This window comes from Sphingomonas sp. AX6, assembly GCF_902506605.1.
Classification (GTDB): Bacteria; Pseudomonadota; Alphaproteobacteria; order Sphingomonadales; family Sphingomonadaceae; genus Sphingomonas.
On the sequence record NZ_LR733979.1, the window covers coordinates 2,216,455 to 2,241,362 of the forward strand.

General features: G+C 63.5%; 19 protein-coding genes. 10 read left to right on the forward strand and 9 right to left on the reverse strand.

The window, feature by feature from the left end; all coding sequences use genetic code 11:
- Positions 1-23: 23 nt before the first annotated feature.
- On the forward strand, positions 24-1,868 hold the full coding sequence (locus ENHY17A_RS10775) for a family 43 glycosylhydrolase (RefSeq protein WP_236547889.1): 1,845 nt from the start codon (positions 24-26) through the stop codon (positions 1,866-1,868).
- The gene (locus ENHY17A_RS10780) at positions 1,865-4,273 is read left to right on the forward strand and encodes a glycoside hydrolase family 31 protein (protein WP_159712601.1); all 2,409 of its coding nucleotides are present in this window, start codon (positions 1,865-1,867) and stop codon (positions 4,271-4,273) included. Before ENHY17A_RS10775 ends, ENHY17A_RS10780 begins: the two co-directional genes overlap by 4 nt.
- Positions 4,274-4,380: 107 nt before the next feature.
- On the opposite strand, the gene ENHY17A_RS10785 is transcribed toward ENHY17A_RS10780, so the two are convergent.
- The 3 genes from ENHY17A_RS10785 to ENHY17A_RS10795 form a co-directional block, all read right to left on the reverse strand.
- Positions 4,381-6,666 carry a glycoside hydrolase family 3 N-terminal domain-containing protein gene (locus ENHY17A_RS10785; protein ID WP_159712603.1) on the reverse strand — a complete coding sequence of 762 codons (2,286 nt, stop codon included), beginning with the start codon at positions 6,664-6,666 and terminating at the stop codon, positions 4,381-4,383.
- A gap of 175 nt (positions 6,667-6,841) precedes the next feature.
- A complete protein-coding gene (locus tag ENHY17A_RS10790; protein WP_159712605.1) occupies positions 6,842-7,087 on the reverse strand; it encodes a hypothetical protein in 246 nt (81 codons plus the stop codon).
- 133 nt (positions 7,088-7,220) lie between these two features.
- Positions 7,221-8,603: a M28 family peptidase gene (locus ENHY17A_RS10795; protein ID WP_159712607.1), complete on the reverse strand. Its 1,383-nt coding sequence runs from the start codon at positions 8,601-8,603 to the stop codon at positions 7,221-7,223.
- Positions 8,604-8,916: 313 nt separating this feature from the next.
- On the opposite strand from ENHY17A_RS10795, the gene ettA reads away from it, so the two are divergent.
- Positions 8,917-10,596: an energy-dependent translational throttle protein EttA gene (ettA, locus tag ENHY17A_RS10800; RefSeq protein WP_159712609.1), complete on the forward strand. Its 1,680-nt coding sequence runs from the start codon at positions 8,917-8,919 to the stop codon at positions 10,594-10,596.
- A gap of 3 nt (positions 10,597-10,599) precedes the next feature.
- A complete protein-coding gene (locus ENHY17A_RS10805) occupies positions 10,600-11,796 on the forward strand; it encodes a sensor histidine kinase (RefSeq protein WP_159712611.1) in 1,197 nt (398 codons plus the stop codon).
- A 20-nt stretch (positions 11,797-11,816) separates the two neighbouring features.
- Here the strand turns inward: ENHY17A_RS10805 and putP are convergent, their stop codons facing one another.
- The 4 genes from putP to ENHY17A_RS10825 form a co-directional block, all read right to left on the reverse strand.
- Positions 11,817-13,259 (reverse strand): sodium/proline symporter PutP, encoded by a 1,443-nt coding sequence (gene putP, locus ENHY17A_RS10810; RefSeq protein ID WP_159712613.1) that lies wholly within the window; start codon positions 13,257-13,259, stop codon positions 11,817-11,819.
- 191 nt (positions 13,260-13,450) lie between these two features.
- A complete protein-coding gene (locus ENHY17A_RS10815; protein WP_159712615.1) occupies positions 13,451-14,197 on the reverse strand; it encodes an NYN domain-containing protein in 747 nt (248 codons plus the stop codon).
- A 135-nt stretch (positions 14,198-14,332) separates the two neighbouring features.
- Positions 14,333-14,815 carry a transcription elongation factor GreB gene (gene greB, locus ENHY17A_RS10820; RefSeq protein ID WP_159712617.1) on the reverse strand — a complete coding sequence of 161 codons (483 nt, stop codon included), beginning with the start codon at positions 14,813-14,815 and terminating at the stop codon, positions 14,333-14,335.
- A gap of 169 nt (positions 14,816-14,984) precedes the next feature.
- Positions 14,985-17,018, reverse strand: a complete 2,034-nt coding sequence (locus ENHY17A_RS10825) for a lytic transglycosylase domain-containing protein (protein ID WP_328799138.1) — start codon at positions 17,016-17,018, stop codon at positions 14,985-14,987.
- Between the two features lie 62 nt (positions 17,019-17,080).
- Between ENHY17A_RS10825 and dapA the strand changes: the two genes are divergently transcribed.
- The 3 genes from dapA (at position 17,081) to ENHY17A_RS10840 (ending at position 18,664) form a co-directional block, all read left to right on the forward strand.
- Positions 17,081-17,959, forward strand: a complete 879-nt coding sequence (gene dapA / locus ENHY17A_RS10830) for a 4-hydroxy-tetrahydrodipicolinate synthase (protein ID WP_159712619.1) — start codon at positions 17,081-17,083, stop codon at positions 17,957-17,959.
- An 89-nt stretch (positions 17,960-18,048) separates the two neighbouring features.
- Positions 18,049-18,258, forward strand: a complete 210-nt coding sequence (locus ENHY17A_RS10835) for a type II toxin-antitoxin system RelE family toxin (protein ID WP_159712621.1) — start codon at positions 18,049-18,051, stop codon at positions 18,256-18,258.
- Between the two features lie 7 nt (positions 18,259-18,265).
- Positions 18,266-18,664, forward strand: a complete 399-nt coding sequence (locus tag ENHY17A_RS10840) for a helix-turn-helix transcriptional regulator (protein WP_159712623.1) — start codon at positions 18,266-18,268, stop codon at positions 18,662-18,664.
- Between the two features lie 44 nt (positions 18,665-18,708).
- On the opposite strand, the gene ENHY17A_RS10845 is transcribed toward ENHY17A_RS10840, so the two are convergent.
- Positions 18,709-21,075: a TonB-dependent receptor gene (locus tag ENHY17A_RS10845; protein WP_443018312.1), complete on the reverse strand. Its 2,367-nt coding sequence runs from the start codon at positions 21,073-21,075 to the stop codon at positions 18,709-18,711.
- 140 nt (positions 21,076-21,215) lie between these two features.
- Between ENHY17A_RS10845 and smpB the strand changes: the two genes are divergently transcribed.
- The 3 genes from smpB to ENHY17A_RS10860 are packed head-to-tail and all read left to right on the forward strand — an operon-like array spanning position 21,216 to position 24,380.
- Complete coding sequence (gene smpB, locus ENHY17A_RS10850) at positions 21,216-21,698, forward strand: SsrA-binding protein SmpB (RefSeq protein ID WP_159712627.1); 483 nt, start codon at positions 21,216-21,218, stop codon at positions 21,696-21,698.
- A gap of 1 nt (position 21,699) precedes the next feature.
- Entirely contained in the window at positions 21,700-22,281 is a 582-nt protein-coding gene (locus tag ENHY17A_RS10855; protein WP_236547890.1) for a DUF2062 domain-containing protein, read from the forward strand.
- 44 nt (positions 22,282-22,325) lie between these two features.
- On the forward strand, positions 22,326-24,380 hold the full coding sequence (locus ENHY17A_RS10860; RefSeq protein ID WP_159714503.1) for a M13 family metallopeptidase: 2,055 nt from the start codon (positions 22,326-22,328) through the stop codon (positions 24,378-24,380).
- A gap of 45 nt (positions 24,381-24,425) precedes the next feature.
- On the opposite strand, the gene ENHY17A_RS10865 is transcribed toward ENHY17A_RS10860, so the two are convergent.
- Positions 24,426-24,899, reverse strand: coding sequence for a hypothetical protein (locus tag ENHY17A_RS10865; RefSeq protein WP_236547892.1), 474 nt, complete (start codon positions 24,897-24,899; stop codon positions 24,426-24,428).
- Positions 24,900-24,908: the final 9 nt, after the last annotated feature.

The window sequence follows — 24,908 nt, forward strand, 5'->3', positions numbered from 1 at the left end:
CGACGAATCCAAGGAGAGTCATCGTGCCCCATCCCCTGTTCCGCCCGACCGTCAGTCTCGCCGCGCTATCGCTCGCGACGCTGCCCGCCGCCGCGCAGGAACGGCCGGTCAAGACCTATGCCAACCCGATCGACATCGATTACCGCTATAATTTCGAGCAGGAAGACCGCGAGATTTCGTTTCGCACCGGCGCTGATCCGGTGATCGTCCGCTGGAAGGACGAATATTACCTGTTTCAGACGCTGGCCGATGGTTACTGGCGATCGACCGACCTGGTCGACTGGCAATTCATCAAACCCAGCAACTGGCCGTATGACAGCGTGATTGCGCCCGCCGCCTGGGTCGATGACGACAAGCTTTACCTGATGCCGTCGATGACCAGTCCCGAACAGATCTGGGTGACCGAAGATCCGGCGAGCGGCAAGCTGGAATGGTTCGACCGCACACTGCCGCAACTCCCCGGCGCGGTGCTGCCGTTCGAGGAGGAGGACATCAAGCCCGGCGATGGCCGCGTACCGCCCGGCCCGTGGGATCCGGCGCTGTTCAAGGACGATGACGGCAAATGGTATATGTACTGGAATTCGTCGAACGTGTTTCCGCTCTATGGCCTGGAAATCGGCATGGACGGGCGCTTCACCTATAAGGGCAAGCCGCAGACGATGTTCGGCCTCAATCCCGACAAATATGGCTGGGAACGGTTCGGCCAGGATCACAACGAGCTGAGCAAGACCGGCGCGAAGATCACGCCCTTCATGGAAGGCGCGTGGATGACCAAGGTGAACGGCAAATATTACCTGCAGTACGGCGCACCGGGGACCGAATTCAACGCGTACGCCAATGGCACCTATGTCAGCGACAAGCCGCTGGGGCCGTTCGTTTACGCCCCCTACAACCCGGTCGCGTACAAGCCCGGCGGCTTCGTCGAGGGGGCGGGGCATGGATCGACCGTGCAGGACAAGTTCGGCAACTGGTGGAATTCGGGGACGCCGTGGATCGGCCATAACTGGGATTTCGAACGCCGCATCAACCTGTTCCCGACCAAATTCTTCGACGACGGCCAGATGATGGCATCGTCGCGGTTCGGCGATTTTCCGCACGTCATGCCGACCGAGAAAATCGACGATCTCGACAGCCTGTTCACCGGGTGGATGCTGCTCTCCTATCGCAAGCCGATGACCGCATCCTCGACGCTGGGCGAGTTCGCGGCGAGCCGCGCGGCGGACGAAGACCCGCGGACCTTCTGGGTCGCGGAAAACAAGGAGGTCGGCCAGACGCTGACGATCGATTTGGGCGTGGCGAAGACGCTGCGCGCAGTGCAGGTCAATTTCGCCGATTACAAGGCGGGGCGTTATGCCGACGCGCCCGACATCTATACCGAGTTCCGGCTGGAGCATTCGGTGGACGGCAAGACCTGGGCTCCGCTCGCCGATACGGGGCCGGAGCGGCGCGACCGAGCCAACGCGTATCTGCAACTGCCCGCACCGGTCGACGCGCGCTATGTCCGCTACGTCCACGGCCATGTCGGCGCGGCGCATCTGGCGATCAGCGACCTGCGCGTGTTCGGCAACGCGGAGGGCCGCGCGCCCGCGGTCCCGCAAGGCGTGGGTGCGGTGCGAGGGGAGGATACGCGCAACGCCACGATCCGCTGGCGCAAGGTGCCGGGCGCGGTGGGATATAATATCCGCTGGGGCATCCGACCCGACCGGCTGGGGCTGACCTATCAGCTATGGGCCGACGAACTGGGTGATGATGCGGTGTTGCAGAAGGAACTGCGCGCGTTGACGGTGGGGCAGGGTTACCATGTCGCCGTAGAGGCGTTCAATGAAACCGGCGTTTCGCGGCTCAGCCGGACGGTGGCGATCAAATGATCGCGCTGCTTGCGTCCACCGCGCTCGCGCTCGCGCCCACACCGTCGGCTTCGAGCGAAGTCGAGAAACGTGGCGTGGATCAAGACGCTGCTGGACTTCGATCAAGGCAAAAGGTGGATGTGGAGGCTTCCTACGACATTCGCGCCAATGGCGCGCTGCTTCGTATCGACGCGCTGACCGACACGATCCTGCGTATCCGGATCGGTGCGAAGGGGCGGCTGGCGGAAGACGCAAGCTGGGCGGTGTCGGGCGAAATGCGCGGGCAGCGCGCCAACGTCACGCGCACCGCGACCGGCTTCACCACCGCGGCACTCTCCGTCACCGTCGATCCGCGCACGCTGGCGCTGACGGTCACCGACCGCGCGGGGCGGGTGATCGTCGCCGATGCCGCCCCGCCCGCGATCGACGGCACCGCCTTCGCGCTCAAGAAAGCGATGCCGGTGGCCGAGCGTTATTACGGGTTGGGCGACAAGACCGGCCCACTCGACCGACGCGGGCGCAGTTTCGTGCATTGGAACACCGACCAATACGGATTCGAGAGCACGACCGATCCGCTCTACAAATCCATTCCCTTCTATATCGGCGTCGGTGGGGCGGGGGGCAGTTACGGGCTGTTCCTGGACAATCCGCGCCGCAGCCATTTCGATTTCGGCCACCGCGCCGACGGCGTGATCGAACTTGGCGCATCCGACGGCCCGATCGATTATTATGTCGTCGCCGGGCCAAGCACCGCGGAGGTCGTGCGAGGCTATGGCGCGCTGACCGGCAAGCCGCCGATGCTGCCGCGCTGGGCGCTGGGGTATCAGCAGTCGCGCTACAGCTACATGACCGCCGACGAAGTGCGCGGCATCGCGCGCCGGCTGCGCCGGGATCGGGTCCCCGCCGACGTGATCTGGCTGGACATCGATTATCAGCAGAATAACCGGCCCTTTACCGTCAATACCACCGCCTTTCCCGATCTCGGCGCGCTCGATGCGGAGATGGAAGGCATCGGGTTCAAGCTGGTCAGCATTGTCGACCTGCACGTCGCGAACCTGCCCGATGCGGGTTACGTCCCCTATGACAGCGGCGTCGCGGGCGACCATTTCCTGAAGAATCCCGACGGATCGATCTATACCGCGCCGGTATGGCCTGGCGCATCGGTGTTCCCCGATTTCACGCGTGAGCGGACCCGCGCATGGTGGGGCGATCTGTTCAAAAACTTCGTCGATATGGGCATCGACGGCATCTGGAACGACATGAACGAACCGGCGATCTTCGAGACGCCGACAAAGACTATGCCGCTGGATACCAGACACCGCATCGATGCCAACGGGTTCGCACCGCGTACCGCCACGCATGCCGAGGTGCATAACGTCTACGGCTCCGAAAATGCGCGGGCCACGTATGAAGGCTTGCTGAAACTGCGCCCCGATGCGCGGCCCTTCGTCACCACGCGCGCTACCTATGCGGGCGGGCAGAAATATGCGGTGACGTGGACGGGCGACAATAACAGCAGTTGGGATCATCTGAAGCTGTCGGTGGCGCAGTCGCTCAATTTGGGGTTGTCGGGCTTTACCTGGACCGCGGTCGATATCGGCGGATTCACGGGCGGTGCGACGCCCGACCTGCTGACCCGGTGGTTTCAGATCGGGGCATTCATGCCGGTCTTTCGATCGCATGCGGGCAAAGGGTCGCCGCAAGTCGAACCCTGGGTCGATGGCGACCGGCATCTGGCGATCCGGCGGAAGTATATCGAGGAACGCTATCGGTTGATGCCGTATCTCGACGGATTGGCGGAAGGCGCATCGCGGCTAGGCGATCCGGTGATGCGGCCGGTTTTCTATGACTATCCGGCGGCGACTGGCTTTGGCTGCGACCAGTCGATGGCGTTCACGGTAGGCGCGAAACTGCTGGTCGCGGCCAATCCGCGTCCCGAAAGCGATCGCGCGTACGACGTATGCCTGCCCGAGGGCGGCTGGTACGATTACTGGACGGGCAAGCGCGTCGCGGTGAAGGACGTGGACGAGGACGCCACCTTCGATCGCATCACGGTGACGCCGCGGATCGAGAATATCGCGGTCTATGTCCGGGCGGGCGGGATCATTCCGCGCCAGCCGCTGGTGCAATCGACCGGTGCGACTCCCGACGGGCCGCTGGAACTCCACGTCTATCCGGGCGAGGATTGTGCGGGCGAGCTTTATGCCGATGACGGCGCGACGCTGGGCTATGCGCGCGGCGAATATCTGCGCCAGCGGGTGACGTGCAGGGTGGGCGTGGAGGGGGTCGAAGTGGCGTTCGGCGCGCGGGAGGGCAGCTACCAGCCGTGGTGGCGCGAAATGGTACTGGTCGTGCATGGTGGCGCGCGACCCTTGCGGCGGACGGTCCCGGCGCCAATGGGTGGCGAGAGCATCACTCTGCGTTAGTTGGGCTTAGCCCTATCCCCGTTTGCATTGAGCTTGTCGAAATGCTGCGCTTCTTGGCACGAAGAAAGGACAGTGCTTCGACAAGCTCAGCACGAACGGTGTAGGGTTTACGCTTGAACCAACCGGAACTCGCCTTTTACCCCTTCATCCTGTGCGGAGGGTGCGATCCACAGGTCGAAGTCGCCGGGCTCGACCGTCCATTTGTTTTCCACGCCGACGAAGAGCAGATCCTCGCGCGACAAGGTAAAGCGGACGGTGCGGCTCTGACCCGGCCTGAGCGCTACCTTTTCGAACTTCTTGAGCTGGCGCACGGGGCGGGTGACGCTTGCCACGCGGTCGCGGATATAGAGCTGGACCAGCTCGACGCAGGCGCGCTTGCCTCGGTTGGTGACCGTCGCTGTGACCTCGATGCCGTTACCCCAAGCCATCGTTTCGGGCAGCTTTAGGCTTGAATATTCGACCCTGCCATAGGTCAGACCATGGCCGAACGGCCACAGCGCCGCGTTCGGCCCCTCGCGCCAATAGGTGCGGTAGGACGGGCGTTGTTCGGCGGGCTCGGCAGGACGCCCGGTCGCCTTGCGGTCGTAGTGATAGGGTTGCTGTCCGCTTTCGAAGGGGAAGCTGATCGGCAGCCGTCCCTCTGGCGAATGATCTCCGAACAGGATGTCGGCCATCGCCGAGCCGGTTTCCGATCCCAGGAACCAGGTCACGAGGATCGCGCGCGCATCTCGCACGGCGCCGTGGAGCGCCATTGCGCGCCCGTTTTTCAGGATGACGACGATTGGCTTTCCCGTCGCGGCGACCGCCTCTGCCAGCGCTTGTTGGGGTTCGGGCAGGCGGATGTCGGTGCGCGACTGCGCTTCGCCTGCCATGCCGGTGCCTTCGCCGAGCGCAAGAACGACGACATCGGCGGCGTTGGCGGCGGCGACGGCAGCCTCGATCCCGCCGGGCAATGCCACCTCGACATTTGTCCCTTCGGTAACGGTTACGGTCGCGCGGCTGCCGACTGCGGCGCGCACGCCCGCCGCCAGCGAGATCGCGTCGTTATGGTCGGCATAGACGCATTGCGGGCCGTTACAGTCCTCCTTCGACCCTGCGAACGGGCCGATGAGCGCAATGCGACCAGATTTGGGCAAGGGGAGCAAGTCGCCCTTATTTTCCAGCATGACGATCGATTTGCGTGAAACCTCTCGCGCATAGGCCAGGTTCTTCGGCAATCGCGACCGCGTCGTCTCGCGCTTGATGTCGATGCGGCGGAACGGGTCGTCGAACAGGCCAAGCATCGATTTGACGGTCAGGATGCGGCGAACCGAGCGATCGACGATGTCCATCGGCACCAGCCCTTGTTGCACCAACGCGGGGAGGTGAAGGTAGTAAAGGTTGGATTGCATCGACAGATCGACCCCGGCCAGGATCGCAATCCGTGCGGCATCGCGACCATCGGCGGCATAGCCATGCGCGATCATCTCTTCGTCGCTGGTGTAGTCGCTGACGACGATGCCCGTGAAGCCGAACTCGTCGCGCAACACCTGGGTCAACAGCCAAGCGTTGCCGGTCGACGGAATGCCGGAGATTTCGTTGAACGACGACATGGTCGACATCGCCCCCGCGTCGTATGCGGCCTGGAAGGGCGGGAAATAGACTTCGCGCAGCGTGCGTTCGGACAAGTCCACGGTATTGTAGTCGAGCCCGGCCTGCGCCGCGCCGTATGCGACGAAATGCTTGGGACAGGCCATCATCGATTCGTTCGACGACAGATCCTTGCCCTGGAATCCGCGCGTGCGGGCTGCAGCGAACAGTGCGTTGAGCATCACGTCCTCGCCTGCGCCTTCTGCCGATCGGCCCCAGCGCTGGTCGCGCGCGACATCGACCATCGGCGCAAACGTCCAGTCGATCCCCGCGCCCGCGGCCTCGAACGCGGCAATGCGCGCCGTGCGTTCGGCGATGTCGGGTTCGAATGTCGCGGCTTCGCCCACGGGCATGGGGAAGACGGTACGGTGGCCGTGGATCACGTCGGCACCAAAGATCAGGGGAATCTTGAGCCGCGATCGCTCCATCACCGCACGCTGCATCCGGTCGGCCATGCGCACACCATTACCGTTGAACACACCGGTCAGGCGACCCGCGACGCCGTCCTCCAACTGCTTGTCGAAATTCGAACTGGACGGCGGGTTCATTGCCGCCGCGTTCCCGCCACCCCAGGCCGCAGCCATCAGCGAGAGTTGGCCCGCTTTTTCTTCGATCGTCATCCTGGCGAGCAGCGGTTCGACAAAGGCGGGGACGGCGGTGCGGGTCGCGGCCTGCATGAGTGCGCGGGCCGGGCTGGCTGCCCATGCCGCCGTCATGCCGATGCCAGCCAGTGCGGCGCGACGCGAAATCCGAGCGTCGATCATGTGCATTCTCCCCTATCGATCTTGTTTGGCCTGACCAATATCCAAGACGAGTGATGAGGTCGAGGGGGAAGCCGGTGGCCAAAAGCGGGCAAACGCAAAAAGGGCACCCCGATCGCTCGGGATGCCCTTCGTAACCGATAACCGGTCGATCGCCCGATAGGCGACCGAGGCCGAATTACATGCCGGTCGTGTTGTCTTCGATCGCCTCTTCGACGTTCTCGGACATCATTTCTGCGTTGTCAGCCATGTTTTCCATCATGTCTTCAGCGACTTCGTTCGAAGTCATGTCTGCCATCGCGTCATAGTTGTCTGCAGTGTCTTCCAGGTTCTGGACGACTGCATTTTCTTCGACTGCTGCATTGTCGCAAGCTGCGAGCGACATCAGGCCAGCGGCTGCCGCTGCGAAAACGATCTTCTTCATGTGGATGCTCCCAAGCATAATTCATGTTCGCGCCGGACAAATTGCCGTCGCGAAGTTGCCGCAATAACGTCCAGCGCGGCCACGTCAACCGCAAACTTCATAGCTTGGCAACGATATCGCCACATTTTGGCCATCAATTCGGACGCGGAGATGCCCGCATTTCCTCGGTTGCAGCGGTCGTTATCGCCAGCATCGCGGTCCACGCTGCCACATTTTGCCGCAATTGCACGAGGTCGATTTTATCGAGCGTGTCATTGGGCGTGTGGTGCAGATCGAAATAGCGCGTGCCGTCCTGCGACAAGTCGATGGCGACGACGCCGTCAGAGCGGATGATCGGCCCGATATCTGCTCCACCGCCCGCGCGCTCGGCGCTGCGTCCGATGCCCAACGGCGCGAGCGCAGCGGCGAGGCGGTCGACAACGGGCTTCGATACCGCATCGAAGCTGGTCGAGAATTGCCAGATGCGATCGGCCCCGAAATCCGATTCGGCCGCAACGGCGTGAGGTTCGCCCGTATGGCGCTTCGCATAATCATCGCCGCCGAAGATGCCGACTTCCTCCGCGCCCGCCCACAGGATGCGGATCGTGCGGCGCGGCTGCCCTGCGTCCATGATGTGTTTGGCCGCCGCTGCCACGATGCCGCAGCCCGCTGCATCGTCGAACGCGCCGGTGCCCTGGTCCCAGCTATCGAGGTGACAGGCGACCAGCACTATGCCCGCGTTCGGATCGCTGCCCGGTACTTCGGCAATGACGTTGCCCGATTCGTGGTTGCCGGTCTGGCGCGGGGTTAGGGTCAGTTTGATACGGACCGGCTTGCCGCGTTTGAACACGCGGTCGAGCTGTTCGGCATCGGGAATGGAGAGTGCGGCGGCGGGGATCGGCTTCACCCCCTCGGCAAAGCTCTGCACGCCTGTATGCGGGTTGCGGTTATAGTCGGTGCCGATCGAACGGATGATGATCGCGGCAGCGCCTTTGCGCGACGCAATGCTTGGTCCCTGACGCCGCGCCGCGCCGAATTGGCCGTACTGCGATCCGTCCTGCGTCGCGGTCATTTTGTGCGTGACATAGACGATTTTGCCGCGCACCGCGCTGTCGGGTGCAGCTTCCAAAGCCTCGACATTTTCGAAGCGAAGCACTTCGGCAGTCAGTCCGCGGGCGGGCGTCGCGCCCGAATTGCCGAGCGCGGTCAGCATCAGCGGCTGGGGAAAGGGGGCGGTGATTTCCGCCTTTTCCTCGCCGCGTTCCCACACCGGCATGGTGAAGGGTTCGACGCGGACATTGGCAAAGCCCATCGCCTTGAGCTTTGCCACGCTCCAGGCGCGGGCGCGCGCTTCGGCCTCGGTGCCTGCCATGCGGGGGCCGACTTCGGTGGTGAGACCTTCGGTGATGTCCCAGGCGATGGTGTCGGTGAGCGCGGCGTCGCGCAGCGCCGCGACGCGGGCGGCCTCTGTGTCCTGTGCCAGCGCAGTCAGTGGCAGAGCAGTGGCGCAAAGCAGCGCGGTGGCGAACAGACGCATGAATTTCCTCCCGTTTCTTGGAGCCGGGGATAGGAGCCGGTGGGGGCGGGGGCAAGCCGTTGGCGCGACGGGCCGCATCCCAAACCGTCACCCTAGCCGAAGTGCCGGGGGCCGCCGCGCGGCAAGTCCCGCGTTCGAGGCTCTCATGTTGCTCAAGCGGCTTGGTGGACCCCGGCACTTCGGCCGGGGTGGCGAATGGGAAGGGCGATCCGGTGCTCGACCGCACCCCGCCGACATTGCCTTCGCGCGTGTGCGTCGCTACATGCGCGCACGACTTTCCAGCCATTTTCATATCCCGAACGGAGACCCCCTCGTGGCCGCCTCATACGCCTATGTCATGAAGGACATGACCAAGACCTTCCCCGGCGCGCCCAAGCCGGTGCTGTCGAACATCAACCTGCAATTCTATCACGGCGCCAAGATCGGCATCGTCGGCCCCAACGGTGCGGGCAAATCGACGCTGATGAAGATCATGGCGGGCGTCGATAAGGATTTCACCGGTGAGGCGTGGCCGGGCGAGAACATCACCGTGGGTTATCTGGAGCAGGAACCCCAGCTCGACCCGACCAAAACGGTGCTGGAGAACGTCAAGGACGGCGCGCGCGAAACCGCGGACCTGGTCGATCGCTTCAATGCGATCTCGGCCGAAATGGGCGATCCGCAGGACGACACCGATTTCGATGCGCTGATGGAGGAAATGGGCGAGCTTCAGGCCAAGATCGATGCGGTCGATGGCTGGACGCTCGACAACCAGCTCGAAGTCGCGATGGAGGCGCTGCGTTGCCCGCCGTCCGATTCATCGGTGGAAAATCTGTCGGGCGGTGAAAAGCGCCGCGTCGCGCTGACGCGCTTGTTGCTCCAGAAACCGTCGATCCTGCTGCTCGACGAACCGACCAACCATCTCGATGCGGAAAGCGTCAACTGGCTGGAAAACCACCTGAAGGAATATCCCGGCGCGGTGCTGATGATCACCCATGACCGCTATTTCCTCGACAATGTGGTCGGCTGGATCCTCGAAATCGATCGTGGGAAGTACTTCCCCTACGAAGGCAATTATTCGACTTATCTGGAAAAGAAGTCGAAGCGTCTGGAGCAGGAAGAGCGCGAGGAATCGGGCCGCCAGACCGCGATTCGCAACGAGCTGGAGTGGATCAGGCAGGGTGCGAAGGCGCGCCAGACCAAGTCCAAGGCGCGTATCGCCAAGTTCGAGCAGCTGGTCGAACAGCAGAAGAACCGTACGCCCGGCAAGGCCCAGATCGTCATTCAGGTGCCCGAGCGGCTGGGCGGCAAGGTGATCGAGGTCGAAAACGTCACCAAGGCGTATGGCGACAAATTGCTGTTCGAAAACCTGTCCTTCTCGCTCCCCGCAGGCGGCATCGTCGGCGTCATCGGGCCGAACGGCGCGGGCAAGTCGACGCTGTTCAAGCTGCTGACCGGGCAGGAACAGCCGGATTCGGGCGAAGTCGATATCGGATCGACCGTCCGCATGGGCTATGTCGACCAGAGCCGCGATCATCTTGACCCATCGAAGAATGTCTGGGCGGAAATTTCCGACGGGCTCGATTTCGTCAAGGTCAATGGCCACGACATGTCGACCCGCGCCTATGTCGGCGCATTCAACTTCAAGGGCCAGGACCAGCAGAAGAATGTCGGCAAGCTGTCGGGCGGTGAGCGCAACCGGGTTCACATCGCCAAGATGCTGAAAAAGGGCGGCAACGTGCTGCTGCTGGACGAGCCGACCAACGATCTCGACGTCGAAACGCTGGGCGCGCTGGAAGAAGCGATCGAGAATTTCGCGGGCTGCGCGGTGATTATCAGCCATGACCGCTTCTTCCTCGACCGTCTGGCGACGCACATCCTGGCGTTCGAGGGCAACAGCCATGTCGAATGGTTCGAAGGCAATTTCGAATCCTATGAAGAGGACAAGCGCCGCCGTCTGGGCGACGCCGCAGATCGTCCGACCGCGCTCGCGTACAAGAAACTGACTCGATAACGCATGGCCGTCGTCGAGGAAGCACCTGCGGAACCCACGCCGCGTCCGCAGGGAGAAGTCGATTATCGGCTGGCCCAGCAACGCATCCTCGCGAAATTCGGGATGGAGGCGTTGCGGTCGCGCGACATCGACTCGCTGCTCGATCGCGCGGTCGAATTGTGTGCGGCGGGGATGAATGCGGGGTTCTGCAAATATCTCGACGCGCCGGATGACGAGGGGCGGATGCTGGTCCGCGCCGGGCTCGGCTGGGAACCGGGGCTGGTCGGCACCGCCGATCTGGGCGCCGATCTCGCCTCGCCTGCGGGCTACGCGTTCAAGATCGGCGAGCCCGTCATCTCGAACCATCTTGATGAGGAAGAACGGTTCCGAACCCCCGATCTGATGGCCGAGCACGGCATCAAGCGCGCCATCAATGTGCTCGTCGAGGCGGACGGCAAGCGGTACGGCGTGATCGAAGTCGACAGCGTCAAGGAAGGCAAATTCGACGAGGACGATCTGGCGTTCATGCAGGGCTTCGCCAATTTGATCGGTGTCGCAATCGAACGGCAGGAAACCGAAGCCAAGCTGTCCGCGGCAATCGAGTATCAGGAATTGCTGACGCGTGAAGCGTCGCACCGGGTGAAGAACAGCCTGGCGATGGTCTCATCCATGCTCGAACTCCAGATGCGCGAGGACGACGATCCGCGTATTCGGCGGATGCTGGGAGATGCGCAGGCGCGGATCACCGCCATCGCACAGACCCACGACCAATTGTGGCGCGGCGACAAGGTCGGGCTGGTCAACCTCAACGATCTAGCCTGCGGATTGACCGAGACGCTTGCCGAAAATGCATCGCGCCACACCATTCTCTGCCATGCCGATGCGATCGTGATCAGCGCGGACGCGGCGATGCCGATCGGTTTGGTGCTGACCGAGCTCCTGACCAACGCGATCAAATATGCTTACGGCGATCAGGGCGGCGAGATCGTCGTCGATATCGTCGCGAAGGATGGGCGGCTGGAGATGACGGTGACCGACCACGGAATCGGAATGCCCGATGCGTCGGCCCCGAAAGCGAGCGCGCGCACCAGCCTGGGCACGCGCATGATCACCAGCCTGACGCGGCAGTTGCGCGGTACGATTGCTTATGAGGACGCAGGGCCGGGCACGCGAGCGCGCCTGACGATGCCCGACCCGCGCGAGGGTTCAAGCGCGCAGTAATCCGCGAGCAGACGCGGCGATCACGCCTTCGCTTTGACCTGAACGCCGTTCTTGTCGCCTTCCATCAGGCTGACGATCACCAACGCCGCCATCGATACCGCAAAACCGGGGACGATTTCGTAGAGCGTGTCGCTCAACCCCGCGACGATCCACACGCCGACGGTCAGCGCACCCAGCACCATGCCCGCCAGTGCACCGTTGCGCGTGGTCTTTTCCCACATCAGGCTCATCAGGATGACAGGGCCGAACGCCGCGCCGAACCCGGCCCAGGCGTTGGAGACGAGGCCCAGCACCGAGCTTTCGGGATCGCCCGCCAGCGCGATGGCGATCAGCGAAACCGCCAACACCGACAAGCGTCCGACGAGCACCAGCTCCTTCTGGCTGGCTTCGCGGCGGAAGAAGCGGCGGTAATAATCCTCGGTGATCGAACTCGACGATACCAATAATTGCGAGCTGATGGTGGACATGATCGCGGCCAGGATCGCGGCGAGCAGAAAGCCCGACACCCAGTCGTTGAACAGCACTTTGGTCAGGACGATAAAGATTGTCTCCGGATCCGAAAGCGTCTGGCCCTGCGCGGTCATGTAGGCGAGGCCGGCGAAACCCGTTCCGAGCGCGCCGATCAGCGTCACCAGCATCCAGCCCATGCCGATATTGCGCGCGGTGGGTATGTCGGCGACCGATCGGATCGCCATAAAGCGGACGATGATGTGCGGCTGGCCGAAATAGCCAAGCCCCCAGGCGAGCGCGGAAATCAACCCAAGCAATCCGACGCCTTCGAACCAGTCGAGCCGCGTGGGATCGACCGAGCGGACCAGGTCCATCGACACGTCCCAGCCGCCCGCCATCTGAAGCGCGACGACGGGCACGATGATCATCGCCACGAACATGATGCAGCCCTGGACGAAATCGGTCAGGCTGACCGCCAGGAATCCGCCGAACAGCGTGTAGGCGACGACGACGCCCGCGGTGACCCACAGCCCGACGCTATAGGATTGGCCAAGCGCCGAATCGAACAGCTTGCCGCCCGCGACCAAGCCCGATGCGGTGTAAACAGTGAAGAACACGATGATGACGGCGGAGGATACGACGCGCAGCACGTCGCCGCGCGGGAATTTCTTGCCGAGGAAATCGGGAATGGTCAGCGCATCGCCGACATCAACCGTCTGTTGGCGCAGTCTCGGCGCGACCAGCATCCAGTTGGCAAGCGCGCCCAGTGCCAGCCCGATGCCGATCCAGGCGGCGGACAATCCGCTCGCGAACATCGCGCCGGGAAGACCGAGCATGAGCCAGCCCGACATATCGGACGCGCCCGCCGACAATGCGGTAACGCCCGGCCCGAGCGACCTGCCGCCCAGCACATATCCGTCGATGTCGCTGGTCGATTTGCGCCACGCATAGACGCCGATGCCCAGCATCACGATGAAATAGAGGGTGAGGGTTACGATTTCGCCTGTTCTCATGACGCGGGGGTGTAACAATCGCGGACTGCGCTGGCCACCCCGTGCGGTTTTCTGTCTCGCTGGCGGGCGCTTCGCGCGACCCTGCATCGTTTTTCGTCATCACCGCGAAGGCGGGGATCCATCTCCCGAACAAACCAAGCGGGAAGGGAGCGAGATGGACTCCCGCCTTCGCGGGAGTGACGTGGAGTAATTCAGCGCAGGCGTTTCACGAAAACGCGCCCGTCCGCGCGGCGCTCGGTCTGGAAATTGGGCACCTTGGCAATCAGTTCGGAAAGCCCGCGCGCGCCGTAATTGCGCGCGTCGAAGCTCGACCGGTTGCCCGCGCGTTGGCCGACCTCGGAGACGCTGGCATAGCCTTTCTCGTCGCGCTTCGATGCGTTGTAGGCGTCGATCAGGATCGCGAGCACATCGGCGTCGAGCGGCGATCCGCTGGCCTTGGTCTCTGCCGCTGCGGCTTTGGTTTCCACACGTTCGCTTTCATGCGCTTTCACCAGCGCGCCGACATCGATGAAGCGGGTGCAGGCTTCTCGAAACCCTTCGGGCGTGCGGTCGGTGCCGAAGCCATAGACGGGCACGCCTTCCTGACGGATGCGCATCGCCAGCGGCATGAAATCGCTGTCCGACGACATCAGCCCGAACCCGGTGACGCGGCCGCGGAACAGCAGGTCCATCGCATCGATGGTCATCCGCATGTCGGTGGCGTTCTTGCCCTTGGTGATGTCGAATTGCTGGAAAGGCTCCAGCGCATGTTTGAGCGACAGGTCGGCCCAGCCTTTGAGCGCAGGCTTTTTCCAATTGCCGTACACGCGGCGGATATTGACCGTGCCGAGTTCGGCAAGGACGGTCAGCGCCGGGTCGATCGCGGCAGGCGACGCGTTGTCGGCGTCGATCAGCAGCGCGATGTTGCCGGGGCGGGTGGAGCCGTGGTCGCCGTTCATGGGAGGCCTCTTAGATATCGCGTCGTTCGTCCTGCCACCCCCTTACCCGTTCGTTTCGAGCGAAGTCGAGAAACCTGGCCTGGGAGTTTCAAACACGTTTCTCGACTTCGCTCGAAACGAACGGGTGGGGAGTAGTTAGACAGGGGGATAGTCGATCGTCATCACTTCATATTCGATCGCGCCCGCGGGCAGTTCGACCCGACGCACGTCACCCACCGCTGCGCCGCGCAAAGCCCGCGCGATCGGTGAATTCCACCCGACGCGGCCCGCACCTGCATCGGCCTCGTCGTCACCGACCAGCGATAGCGTGCGATGATGGTCGTCCTCATCGGCGATGGTGACGGTGGCACCGAACCAGATCTTGGCACGGTCGGGTTGCGCTGCGGGATCGACGACCTTGGCCGCCTTCATCCGCTTCGACAGCCAGCCTAGACGGCGATCGATTTCTCGCAGTTTCTTGCGGCCATAGATGTAGTCGCCATTTTCCGACCGGTCGCCGTTTCCGGCTGCCCAGGAAATCACCTCGACCAAAGCCGGGCGTTCGGTGCCGAACAGTGCTTCATATTCGGTGCGTAACGCGGCGTAGCCGGTGGGGGTGATGTAGTTGGGGCGATCCATGAACGCTGCGTCCTAACCCAACCCCGCGTACTTCGTCACCCCGGACTTGTTCCGGGGTCCACCAGGCGGCACGTGAAAGTGCAAGAGGTTCATGCGATGCGCGGGGCGGCTTGGTGGACCCCGGAACAAGTCCGGGGTGACGGGTCTGGAGAGGAGGACGTTTCCCTCTTTACCGCGGCGGACGCCTGCCCAGATACCAGCTGACATGATGCGGCCCACGCGATTTGGCGCGGCTCGGGTTCATCAGGTCGTACACCACCGCATTTTCGACCACGCGCTGGACATAATTCTTGGTCTCGAAGAACGGAATATCCTCGATCCAGTTGAGCATATCGACGCCGCTGCGCGGGTCGCCATTTTCGCGCAGCCAGCGGTTCATGTTGCCCTGACCCGCATTATAGGCCGCGAGGGCAAGGACATGATTGCCGTTCTGGTCCAGCCGCCGCTGGAAATAGCTCGACCCCAACTGAATGTTGTAATTGGTGTCATTGGTGAGCGAGGCGGGCTGATAGCTCATGCCCAATGTCCGCGCGACATCGCGGGCGGTGCCGGGCATCAACTGCATCAGCCCGCGTGCGCCCGCATGGCTGACGGCACCGCGATCGAATTCGCTTTCCTGGCGCGCGATCGAATGGATCATCGTCCAGCTGCTGGCATATTGATTGGGTACGGACACGGTCGGGAACCCCGCGCCGACATATTGCTGCAATCGGTTGTTGAGCGCCGATTTTCCGACCCATACCGCCATTTCAGGCCGCCCGATCATTCGCGACAACTCGATCCCGAGCGCATGGTCGGATTCGCTGGTGGCGTCGGTGGCGATCTGGCGCAGGAACAGCGCCTGATCGCGCCGGTCGCCCTGTGCGCCGAGATATTGAGCAGCGCGGACCACGCCCTGCTGGAAATAGGCTTGGCGCAGATTGGGCGCGACGTTGAGTGCGGGCGTAGGGGGCGGCGGACGCAGCGCCTGGCCCATCTGCTCCATCGCCAGCATCCCGTAGAAGAGCTGCGGATATTCGCTGGCCTGGCGGTAGTAATTCGTCGCCACGTCGCGCTGATTGGCGATTTCAGCCGCGCGACCCGCCCAGTACAAGCCCTTCGACCGGGTTTGCGCGGTGCGCGATCCGTTTCCGTAACGCGAATACATGCCGACCGCGTCGCCGGGGCGACCCATGTGGCGATGCGCGACCTGGCCCGCGAGCCAGGTCAGGCTGGTGTAGTCGTCGCGGATGCCGAGCGATTTGGACGTGATGTCGGTGCCCGTCGGGAACGCGTCGTCGACCTGGCGCGCGATATTGTAGGCAACGGCATATTGCCGGTCGTTGGCCGCTCCCCGCGCATTGGCGAGCAGCACTTCATACCATTTTTCGGGATCGGCGGGGCGATAGGTGAGAGGACCGCGTGTTTGCGCCAGATAATTGCGCGCGGCGATGCTGTTGCCCGTCTCACGTAGCCAACTTGCACGGTCGGCGATGTAGCCCGCGTCGGCGCGGCCCATTGCCTCTGCCGATGCGGCAAGGGTGGCGGCATTTGCAGCGCGCGTCTGCATCGCCAGTCGTGCGGCGAAGACCGGACGCCGTGCGGGCGATACGTAGGAGATCTGGCGCGACGCCGCGGTCGTTCCGCCTTGCCACAGCAACAGGTCCATTCGTTCGTCATGATCGGCGGGGGTCAGGCTGGAGCCGAAAATGCTGAGCAACGTCGCTTCGTCCTGCGGCCGCAGCGCCCCCATGCTCCATGCGGCGCGTGCCTGGGTCATGGCGTCGGCGCGCCTGCCGGTGGCCATCAGCGCTTCTGCATAGCGCAGCTTGCCCGCGGAGGTCAGCGGCGGGAATTGGCCGAAGAAGCGCGCGACCAGCGCCGGGTTTTCCGCGCCGGAGCCGAGAGAGGTCTCCGCCGCCGATCGACGTCCCGTCTCACCTGGCCAGCCGGGGTTGGCGAGCAGGAAATTGGCGTAGGCGGAAAAGGGAAGATTGTCCGACTGGCGGATGCGCCGCCATTCGGTGACCGCATTGCCGATCGCATAGTCGCTCGACGCGCGGGGGATGGGCTGCACCACCTCCTGCGACGCGGGCGTCAATGCAGGCATTGCCGTTGCCAGGGTTGCGATTGTCTGTTGTCCAGAGGGCGTAAGTACCGCGAGTCCGGATACGCCGGCGAACAACAGGCCGATTTTGATGGTGGAGACTGCCATGCTGGACATGATACGGAATCCCCCCCTATCTGCTAGTCCCGATTGCGGCTTTTCTGGAGTTTTTTAAGGGCATGTTGTCTGGTTCGATCCCGGCGCTGATTACGCCGTTCAGGAATGGCGCGTTTGCGGAAAGCGATTTTCGTCGTTTCGTCGACTGGCAGATCGAACAGGGATCGTCGGCGTTGGTGGCGTGCGGGACGACGGGGGAGGCCGCAACGCTGTCGGCGGTCGAGCATTTCCATGTCGTGCGGGTCGCGGTTGAACAGGCGGCGGGGCGGGTGCCGGTGATCGCGGGTGCCGGGTCGAACGATACCCGCGTCGCCTGCGACAATATCCGCGCGGCAAAGGATGCGGGTGCGGCAGCGGCGCTGATGGTCCCGCCCTATTACAACCGCCCCAATCAGGAAGGCATCTTCCGCCATTTCGAAGCCATCGTGGGTGCGAGCGACCTGCCGATCGTCCTCTACAACGTGCCGGGCCGCACCGTGACCGACATGGCGGTGGAAACCGTCGCACGCATCGCCAAGGCGTTTCCGAGCGTCGTCGGCATCAAGGACGCGACGGGCCAGATCCACCGCGTCTCCGCCACCCGCGCCGAATGCGGAGCCGATTTCGTCCAGCTATCGGGCAATGACGAACTCGCGCTCGCGTTCAACGCGACCGGCGGCACCGGCTGCATCTCGGTCACCGCCAACGTCGCGCCGCGCTTGTGCGCCGATTTTCAGGCGGCATGCGCGAACGGCGATTGGGCAAAGGCGCTCGACCTCCACGATCGTCTCTTCGCGCTGCACATCGCGCTGTTCACCGATGCGTCGCCCGGCCCGGTCAAATATGCGGTGGGCAAGGTGCTGGGGGGCTTCCCCACCGACCTCCGTCTGCCGATGACGGCGGCGGGGGATGCCAGCCGTGCTGCCGTGGATGCAGCGATGGGGCGGGCGGGATTAAGCTGATTATGTCGTTCCGTTATTGATAAAATGACGAAACGTTATTAAGCTTGTCTCGTGAGGTGACCTTCACGCGTGTAGCGGCAAAGGCGCTGATGCGGATGCTTGTCAATCAGGCGAGCCGTATCCGGGCCAAGATCGACCAATATGCAGATGCGCCGGAAAGCCTTGCCAACAATGTGACGCAGCTCGTCGGTTCGGACCGGTTGCGCCTCAGGGTCGGCGATTGGCGCGTCATCATGACTGCCGATCTGGTCGTCGTTGCGGTGATCGATATCGGTCCGCGCGGTGGGATTTACGGGTGATGAAACCATGAACTATCGACCGCAATCCTTCGACGCCCCCGACGGCACGCCGCTGGTCGTCATCACCCGCGCCGAATACGACCGGCTGATCGCGGCGGCGCTGGACGAGGACGTGCGCGACAACCTGATCGCCGATCGTGCGCTGGCAGAAGGCGATACGCGATATCCGGCGGCGGTCGTCGATGCGATGTTGGAGGGCAACTCGCCGGTCGCCGCTTGGCGAAAATTCCGGGGCCTGACGCAATCCGATCTCGCGACGCTTGCCGGTGTAACCCAAGCCGCCATCTCGCGCATCGAATCGGGGGGCTCCGATGGCACGCGCAATGGCAGCATGGAGACGCGACGCTCGATTGCGCGCGCCCTAGGCGTCGGCCTCGAAGCGATCGAACCGCTCGACCGCGATTGAGGAAGGGGCGGGAGCGACGTCTTGCCTCCCCCGCCCGATGCCTCTTACCGGTTCCCGAACCGCATCGTCGCGGTCAGGCCGTAGAAGCGCGGCTCGCCGGGGATGAAGGTCGGGATGCCGAAGCCGCCGCCGGTATTGCCGGCATCGAGCAGATAATCTTCGTCGAAGGCGTTGCGGATGAAGCCTGCGACTTCGAACGCTTCATCGGCGAAGCTGACGCCTGCGCGGGCGTTGACCAGGGTCACGGGGCCTTGCGAGATCGCGTTGTTGTTGGGCACTTCGAAGAAGATGCGGCTGCGATGCGTGACGCTGGGCGTCGCGAAGAACCGTATTCCGTTCCCGAGCGGCGCGTCGATGGTGAAGCCTGCTGCCGCCTGCCATTCGGGTTGCAAGCGGAACCGCGCGCCGGAGAATTGCGGGGCGAAGCTGTTATCCTCGTCGATGCCGCCGTCGATATAGCCGACATTGCCGAACAGGCTCATCCAGTCGGTCGGGCGTAGCGTCACTTCGGCCTCGACCCCGAAATTGCTGGCGGTGCCCGCGCTCTGGGTGCGCGCGACGCCGTCGGAGCCGACCACCGTCACCTGAAACCCGTCATATTTCTGGTAATAGACGCCGAGCGACCCCGAAAGGATGCCGGTCGCGCCCTTCAGCCCGACTTCGTAGTTCCAGACGGTTTCCTCGTCGATCAGGCTGCGGTTGGGCACCGCCACCCCGCCGACGCGCGCGGCGTTGAGCGAGACGACCGGCGAGCGTCGACCCTTGGAGACGGTCGCAAAGACGTTGGTCGAGGGCGACAGGCGATAGAGGATGTTGAAGCGTGGCAACACCGCCTGATAACTGCGCTGCGTGGTGAAGGTGCGCCCGCCGGTGTCGATCTGGCCGGGGATCAGCGATACGGCGAGGCTGGGGAGGGCAGCCAGCAATTGCGCGCGCAGCGCGGCAGGGAGCAAGCCGGGCAGGATCGGGGCGGGTGCTTCGGCATAGAAGCCCGATTTGCGCTGCTCGATCAAGAAGCGGACGCCGCCGGTGATCTCAACCGCGGGGGTCGGAATCCAGGTCGCATCGGCGAACATCGAATAGCTGTCATTCTCGCCCTGATTTTCGAACACCGACTGGTACGGGATCTGGCTGAGCGCGCCACCCGTGATGGTGCTCGTCGCCAGCGCGGCGGTCACGACGCCGGCCGAATTGATGCAGCCGAGCGCCGGGATCGCGCGCGTCAGGCACTGGATGAAAATACCCTCTTCCGACGAAAACGGCACATTCTGCACGCCTTCTTCGACGAACACGTTCCAGCCAAACGACGCGCGCCAATTGGGATCCGAATAGGCGAAGCGGCCTTCATGGCTGGCCTGCCAGCCGGTCGCGATCTCCGCGAATTCGAGATACCAGGCAGCCGATCCGTCGGCGTCGAACGTCTCCAGGCTGTCGAACTCGCGATAGCCGTTGACGGTGGTGAAGGTCAGGCCCGGTGCGAATTCGTACGATGCGGTCAGGTTGATGTCATAGACGTCGCGGTCCAGCCCGAGCTTTTCCTTGCCCAGCACGCTGGCCGAGAGCGGCGACCCGCTCAAATGCGCACGCCCGAACGGATTGCCGGGGCCGTCCTCGGTCCCCAGCGCGCGCGAGATGAACGGCGTGCCGCTGTTCCGCTGCCGGTCATAGGTGCCGATCAGGTCGACGGTGATCGCGTCGACCGGCGTCCAGCGCAGCGATGCGCGCACGCCCAACTGGTCCTGCGCGTAGAGATCGTCCTGCACGTCCGACAGATTTTCGACATAGCCGTCTCGCGTTCGATATTCGAACGCGACGCGGCCTGCCAGCGTGTCGCTGCCCGCATTCAGGAAACCCGACACGAGCGTCTGGTCGAAATTGCCGTAGCTGCCGGTGAGCGCGCCCGAGAATCCCTCGCGCGGGCGGGCCGAGGTCAGGCTGATCGCGCCGACCGCCGATGCGGTGCCGAACAGGGTCGCCTGCGGGCCTTTGATGACCTCGACACGCTCGAGATCGTAGATCGCCTGATAGGAGCCGCGCGAACGCGAGATATCGACACCATTATAATAGAGCGAGACGCGCGCGCCCTGCTGCGCCGATCCCGAATCGGACGTGATGCCGCGGATGACGACGCCGGGATTGTTGGCGCTCTGTTCCTGGATGTTGAGGCCGGGGATATAGTTGGACAGTTCGTCCAGATCGGACACGCCGAGTTCGGCGATCCGCTCGCCGGTGACCGCCGAAATGGTGATCGGCACGTCGACCGCGCGCTGTTCGATCTTTTGCGCGGTGACGACAATTTCGGTGGCGTCGGCGACGCCGGTGCCTCGGTCGGTTTCCTGCGCCGCTGATTGGGCGAGGGCGGGGGCGGCAAAGGCGGTGCTGGCAAGCAAGGCGGCGGCGATCGGTGTCATTTTCATTGTCGTTGTCCCCGGTTCGAGTCGAACGGCCAATGCGCCGCGCAAAAGTCTGCTGCGCTGCAAAATTATTGCCAAGGCGTGACAAAGGGGGGTGCTTCCCTTTCGTGCCCGTACCCCCTATCTCGCGGCCAACGATGTCCCGACCCCGCCCCCTGACCTTCGACAAAGTGAAGACCGTCGCCGAGAACCGGCGCGCGAAGTACGATTATTTCATCGATCAGGTGTTCGAAGCGGGGATTGCCTTGCACGGAACCGAGGTGAAATCGCTGCGGTTCGGCGAAGGCTCGATCGCTGAGGCCTATGCCGAGGTGCGCGACGAGGCGGTGTGGCTGGTCAATGCCAACATCCCGGAATTCAGCCACGGCAACCGCCACAATCACGAGCCCAAGCGCCCGCGTAAACTGCTCCTTCACGTTCGCGAGATTAACAAGCTTCACGGGGCGGTCGCGCGCGAGGGGATGACGCTCGTGCCGCTGTCGATTTATTTCAACGGTCGCGGGCGGGCCAAGGTCGAACTCGCGCTGGCCAAGGGCAAGAAGGTCCATGACAAGCGCGACACGATCAAGGAACGCGACTGGAACCGCGACAAGCAGCGGCTCCTGCGCGATCGCGGCTGAAATGGCGCACGACAAGCAGTTCGGGGTCCGCGTCTTTCGCTGGATCCAGCGCCAGATGCCGACACGCGAGCAACTGGAGGGCAACCGCTTCCTGCGCCCCGTTGCGCACCGCGTGCTCGCGCCCGAACTGTGGCGCTTCACCCGGCGCAGCGTCCCGCGCGGCGTGGCGCTGGGGCTGTTCGTCGGCATCTTCCTGCTGATCCCCGGATTGCAGATCGTCGGCGCGGCGTTCGCGGCGCTGCCGTTCCGCGCCAATGTCCCGATCGCAGCGGCAATGACCTTCCTGTCGAACCCGCTGACGACGCCCTTCATCCTCTATGCCTCGGTCTATGTCGGCAATCTGCTGCTGGGGTGGAGCGCGTCGCCGCACGGGGTGATGACGCTGATCGAATCGGGTGCGAGCCTGAGCCAATGGACCACCTGGCTGTTGTCCGAAGCGGCCCCAGCCATGATCGTCGGACTGTTGGTGATTTCCGCGATCAGCGCGTTGCTGGGATATGTCGTCGCGGTGTGGTTCTGGCGTTTCCGCATGGCCGCCAAATGGCGGCTGCGCGGGCACGGACCGATTGACCCGGCGAGTTAGAGGCGTAAGACAGCCCGGTTCCTTTCTTTCCGGAGTCGGTAATGATGCGTCGTTCGCTTGTTCTTTCCGTTCTTTTTGCCGGGACCGCGCTCAGCGGTTGCGCGACCGTGCCGTCGGGCACCGAGACCGTGTCGGGTCCGGAAGCGCCTGCACCGCGCAGCGCGCCGGAAATCGGCACCTTCGGCTTCGACACCGCAGGCATGAACAAGTCGGTCGCGCCCGGCACAGACTTTTATGATTTCGCCAATGGCATGTGGGACCAGAACACGCCGATTCCTGCCGATAAGTCGAACTATGGCATGTTCACCGCGCTCGACGATCTATCGACCCAGCGTACGCGCGGCATTTTGAGCGAAGCGGCGAACGATCCCAATTCCAAGATCGGCAACGCCTACGCCGCTTATCTCGACACCGCGACGATCGAGGGCAAGGGGCTCGCCCCGATCCAGCCCTGGCTGACACGCATCAAGTCGGTGAACGACAAGGCCGGTTATGCAGCGCTGGTCGGCGAAGCGGCGAAGAATGGCGTCGGCGGGCCAGTCTCAGCCTTTGTCGGTCTCGATGACAAGGCACCCGACAGCTATGCGCTGCAGATGGGCCAATCGGGCCTGGGTATGCCCGACCGCGATTATTATTTGTCCACCGATGCCAAGATCGTGTCCACGCGCACGGCGTATCAGCAGCACCTGACCAACGTCATGACGCTGGCGGGCGAGGCAAACGCCTCCGCGCGTGCCAAGGCGATCGTCGATTTCGAGACCCAGATTGCGCGTGCGCACTGGACCCGTGTCGAAAGCCGCGACGCCAACAAGACCTATAACAAGATGACCGTGGCCCAGCTTCAGACGCTTGCCCCCGGCTTCGACTTTTCCCGCATGTTCCAGGCGGCGGGCGTCAACGTCGCCGACGTGATCGTCGCCCAGCCAACGGCCTTCACCGGCACGGCCAAGGCAATTGCGTCAGCTCCGATCGGCGTGCTGCGCGATCAGATGCTGGTGCGTTCGCTCGACGGGTTCGCCGATGTGCTGCCCAGCGCGTTCGACAAGGAGCAGTTCTCCTTTTACGGCACCACGCTGGGTGGGACTCCGCAGCAGGAGGAGCGTGCTAAGCGCGCCGCAAACTTCGCGTCGAACGCCGTCGCCGACGAAGTGTCCAAGGTCTATGCGGAGAAATATTTCCCGCCTGCAACCAAGGCACGTGCCGACGAACTGGTCCGCAACGTGACCGAGGCGATGGGGCGTCGGATCGACGGCCTCGACTGGATGGCACCCGAAACCAAGGCGAAAGCGCGCCAGAAGCTTGCCGCGTTTACTCCCAAGATCGGCTACCCCGACCAGTGGCGTGATTATTCCGATCTCCAGATGCGCCGCGACGATGCGTTCGGCAACAATCTGCGCGCCAACAACTGGGCGTTCCAGGACAATATCAGCAAGCTTGGCGGGCCGGTGCGCAAATGGGAGTGGTTCATGACCCCCATGACCGTCAACGCCTATGCCTATCCGCCCGCGAACGAGATCGTGTTCCCGGCGGCAATCCTGCAACCGCCTTTCTTCGATCCGAACGCGGACGATGCGGTAAATTACGGCGGCATCGGTGCAGTGATCGGCCACGAGATCAGCCATCATTTCGACGATCAGGGCGCGAAGTACGACCCCACGGGCAAGCTTGCCGACTGGTGGACCGCCGAGGACACCAAGCGCTTCAACGAACGCACCGCGCAGTTGGTGGCGCAGTATGACGCCTATGAGGGCCTGCCGGGCGTCAAGGTTCAGGGCGAATTGACGCTGGGCGAGAATATTGCCGATCTGGCCGGGCTGACCGTCGCGTGGGACGCATATCAGCATTCGCTGGATGGTCGGCAGGGGCCGGTGATCGACGGGTTCAATGCCGAGCAGCGTTTCTATCTGGGCTGGGCGCAGGTATGGCGGCGTAAATATCGCGAGGAAAATCTGCGTCAGCGCCTGCTGACCGATCCGCACTCGCCGTCGCGTCAGCGCGCCTGGGTCGTCCGCAATCTCGACCCCTGGTACACAGGCTTCGAGCCCAAGCCGGGCGAAACCCTGTATCTCGCGCCGAACCAGCGCGTGCGTATCTGGTAATCGGAAAACGAGGCGGGCGATCCGATCGGGTCGCCCGCCTTTTTCCTACCGCGCGCTCAGCGTCAGTTCGCGAAGCAGCATCGACCCTTTGAGCGTTCGCATCTTTCCGCGCGCACCGCTCTCACCCATCAACTGACGCTCCGTTCTTTTCATCATCGCCTCATATTCGCGCTGTTGCCGCAATTGTTCGGCGGTGTCGTACATGCGTTCGAACTCGGTCACGAGGTAGAGGTCGGGCTCGCCATCGCGCGGGTTCATGTTGGTCAGCACGTGATAATCGGTGATATAGCCTTTGGACTTGGCGAATTCCTGGCTCTTGCGCCACTGGCCCGCCAGAAAGTCGATATATTGCGGCTCCATCCCGTCCTCGACGTCGATCGACGCGACTTCCCAATAAGTGCCGGGGGTATAGGGCATGTCCTGTGCGCCAGCGGGCGAGGCGAGCGCGAGCAGGGCTGCCGGTGCGGCGAGCGCGAAAGTCTTCAGCACTGCAATCATCCCTTCATGGAATCGCCGCATACGGGTTGC

Excerpts from the sequence above, each read along its gene's own strand:
- ENHY17A_RS10780 (WP_159712601.1), top strand. The coding sequence starts at position 1,865 with ATGATCGCGCTGCTTGCGTCCACCGCGCTCGCGCTCGCGCCCACACCG.
- ENHY17A_RS10785 (WP_159712603.1), bottom strand. The coding sequence starts at position 6,666 with ATGATCGACGCTCGGATTTCGCGTCGCGCCGCACTGGCTGGCATCGGC.
- ENHY17A_RS10790 (WP_159712605.1), bottom strand. The coding sequence starts at position 7,087 with ATGAAGAAGATCGTTTTCGCAGCGGCAGCCGCTGGCCTGATGTCGCTC.
- ENHY17A_RS10795 (WP_159712607.1), bottom strand. The coding sequence starts at position 8,603 with ATGCGTCTGTTCGCCACCGCGCTGCTTTGCGCCACTGCTCTGCCACTG.
- ENHY17A_RS10805 (WP_159712611.1), top strand. The coding sequence starts at position 10,600 with ATGGCCGTCGTCGAGGAAGCACCTGCGGAACCCACGCCGCGTCCGCAG.
- putP (WP_159712613.1), bottom strand. The coding sequence starts at position 13,259 with ATGAGAACAGGCGAAATCGTAACCCTCACCCTCTATTTCATCGTGATG.
- ENHY17A_RS10815 (WP_159712615.1), bottom strand. The coding sequence starts at position 14,197 with ATGAACGGCGACCACGGCTCCACCCGCCCCGGCAACATCGCGCTGCTG.
- greB (WP_159712617.1), bottom strand. The coding sequence starts at position 14,815 with ATGGATCGCCCCAACTACATCACCCCCACCGGCTACGCCGCGTTACGC.
- ENHY17A_RS10825 (WP_328799138.1), bottom strand. The coding sequence starts at position 17,018 with ATGTCCAGCATGGCAGTCTCCACCATCAAAATCGGCCTGTTGTTCGCC.
- dapA (WP_159712619.1), top strand. The coding sequence starts at position 17,081 with ATGTTGTCTGGTTCGATCCCGGCGCTGATTACGCCGTTCAGGAATGGC.
- ENHY17A_RS10835 (WP_159712621.1), top strand. The coding sequence starts at position 18,049 with ATGCGGATGCTTGTCAATCAGGCGAGCCGTATCCGGGCCAAGATCGAC.
- ENHY17A_RS10840 (WP_159712623.1), top strand. The coding sequence starts at position 18,266 with ATGAACTATCGACCGCAATCCTTCGACGCCCCCGACGGCACGCCGCTG.
- ENHY17A_RS10845 (WP_443018312.1), bottom strand. The coding sequence starts at position 21,075 with ATGACACCGATCGCCGCCGCCTTGCTTGCCAGCACCGCCTTTGCCGCC.
- smpB (WP_159712627.1), top strand. The coding sequence starts at position 21,216 with ATGTCCCGACCCCGCCCCCTGACCTTCGACAAAGTGAAGACCGTCGCC.
- ENHY17A_RS10855 (WP_236547890.1), top strand. The coding sequence starts at position 21,700 with ATGGCGCACGACAAGCAGTTCGGGGTCCGCGTCTTTCGCTGGATCCAG.
- ENHY17A_RS10860 (WP_159714503.1), top strand. The coding sequence starts at position 22,326 with ATGCGTCGTTCGCTTGTTCTTTCCGTTCTTTTTGCCGGGACCGCGCTC.
- ENHY17A_RS10865 (WP_236547892.1), bottom strand. The coding sequence starts at position 24,899 with ATGCGGCGATTCCATGAAGGGATGATTGCAGTGCTGAAGACTTTCGCG.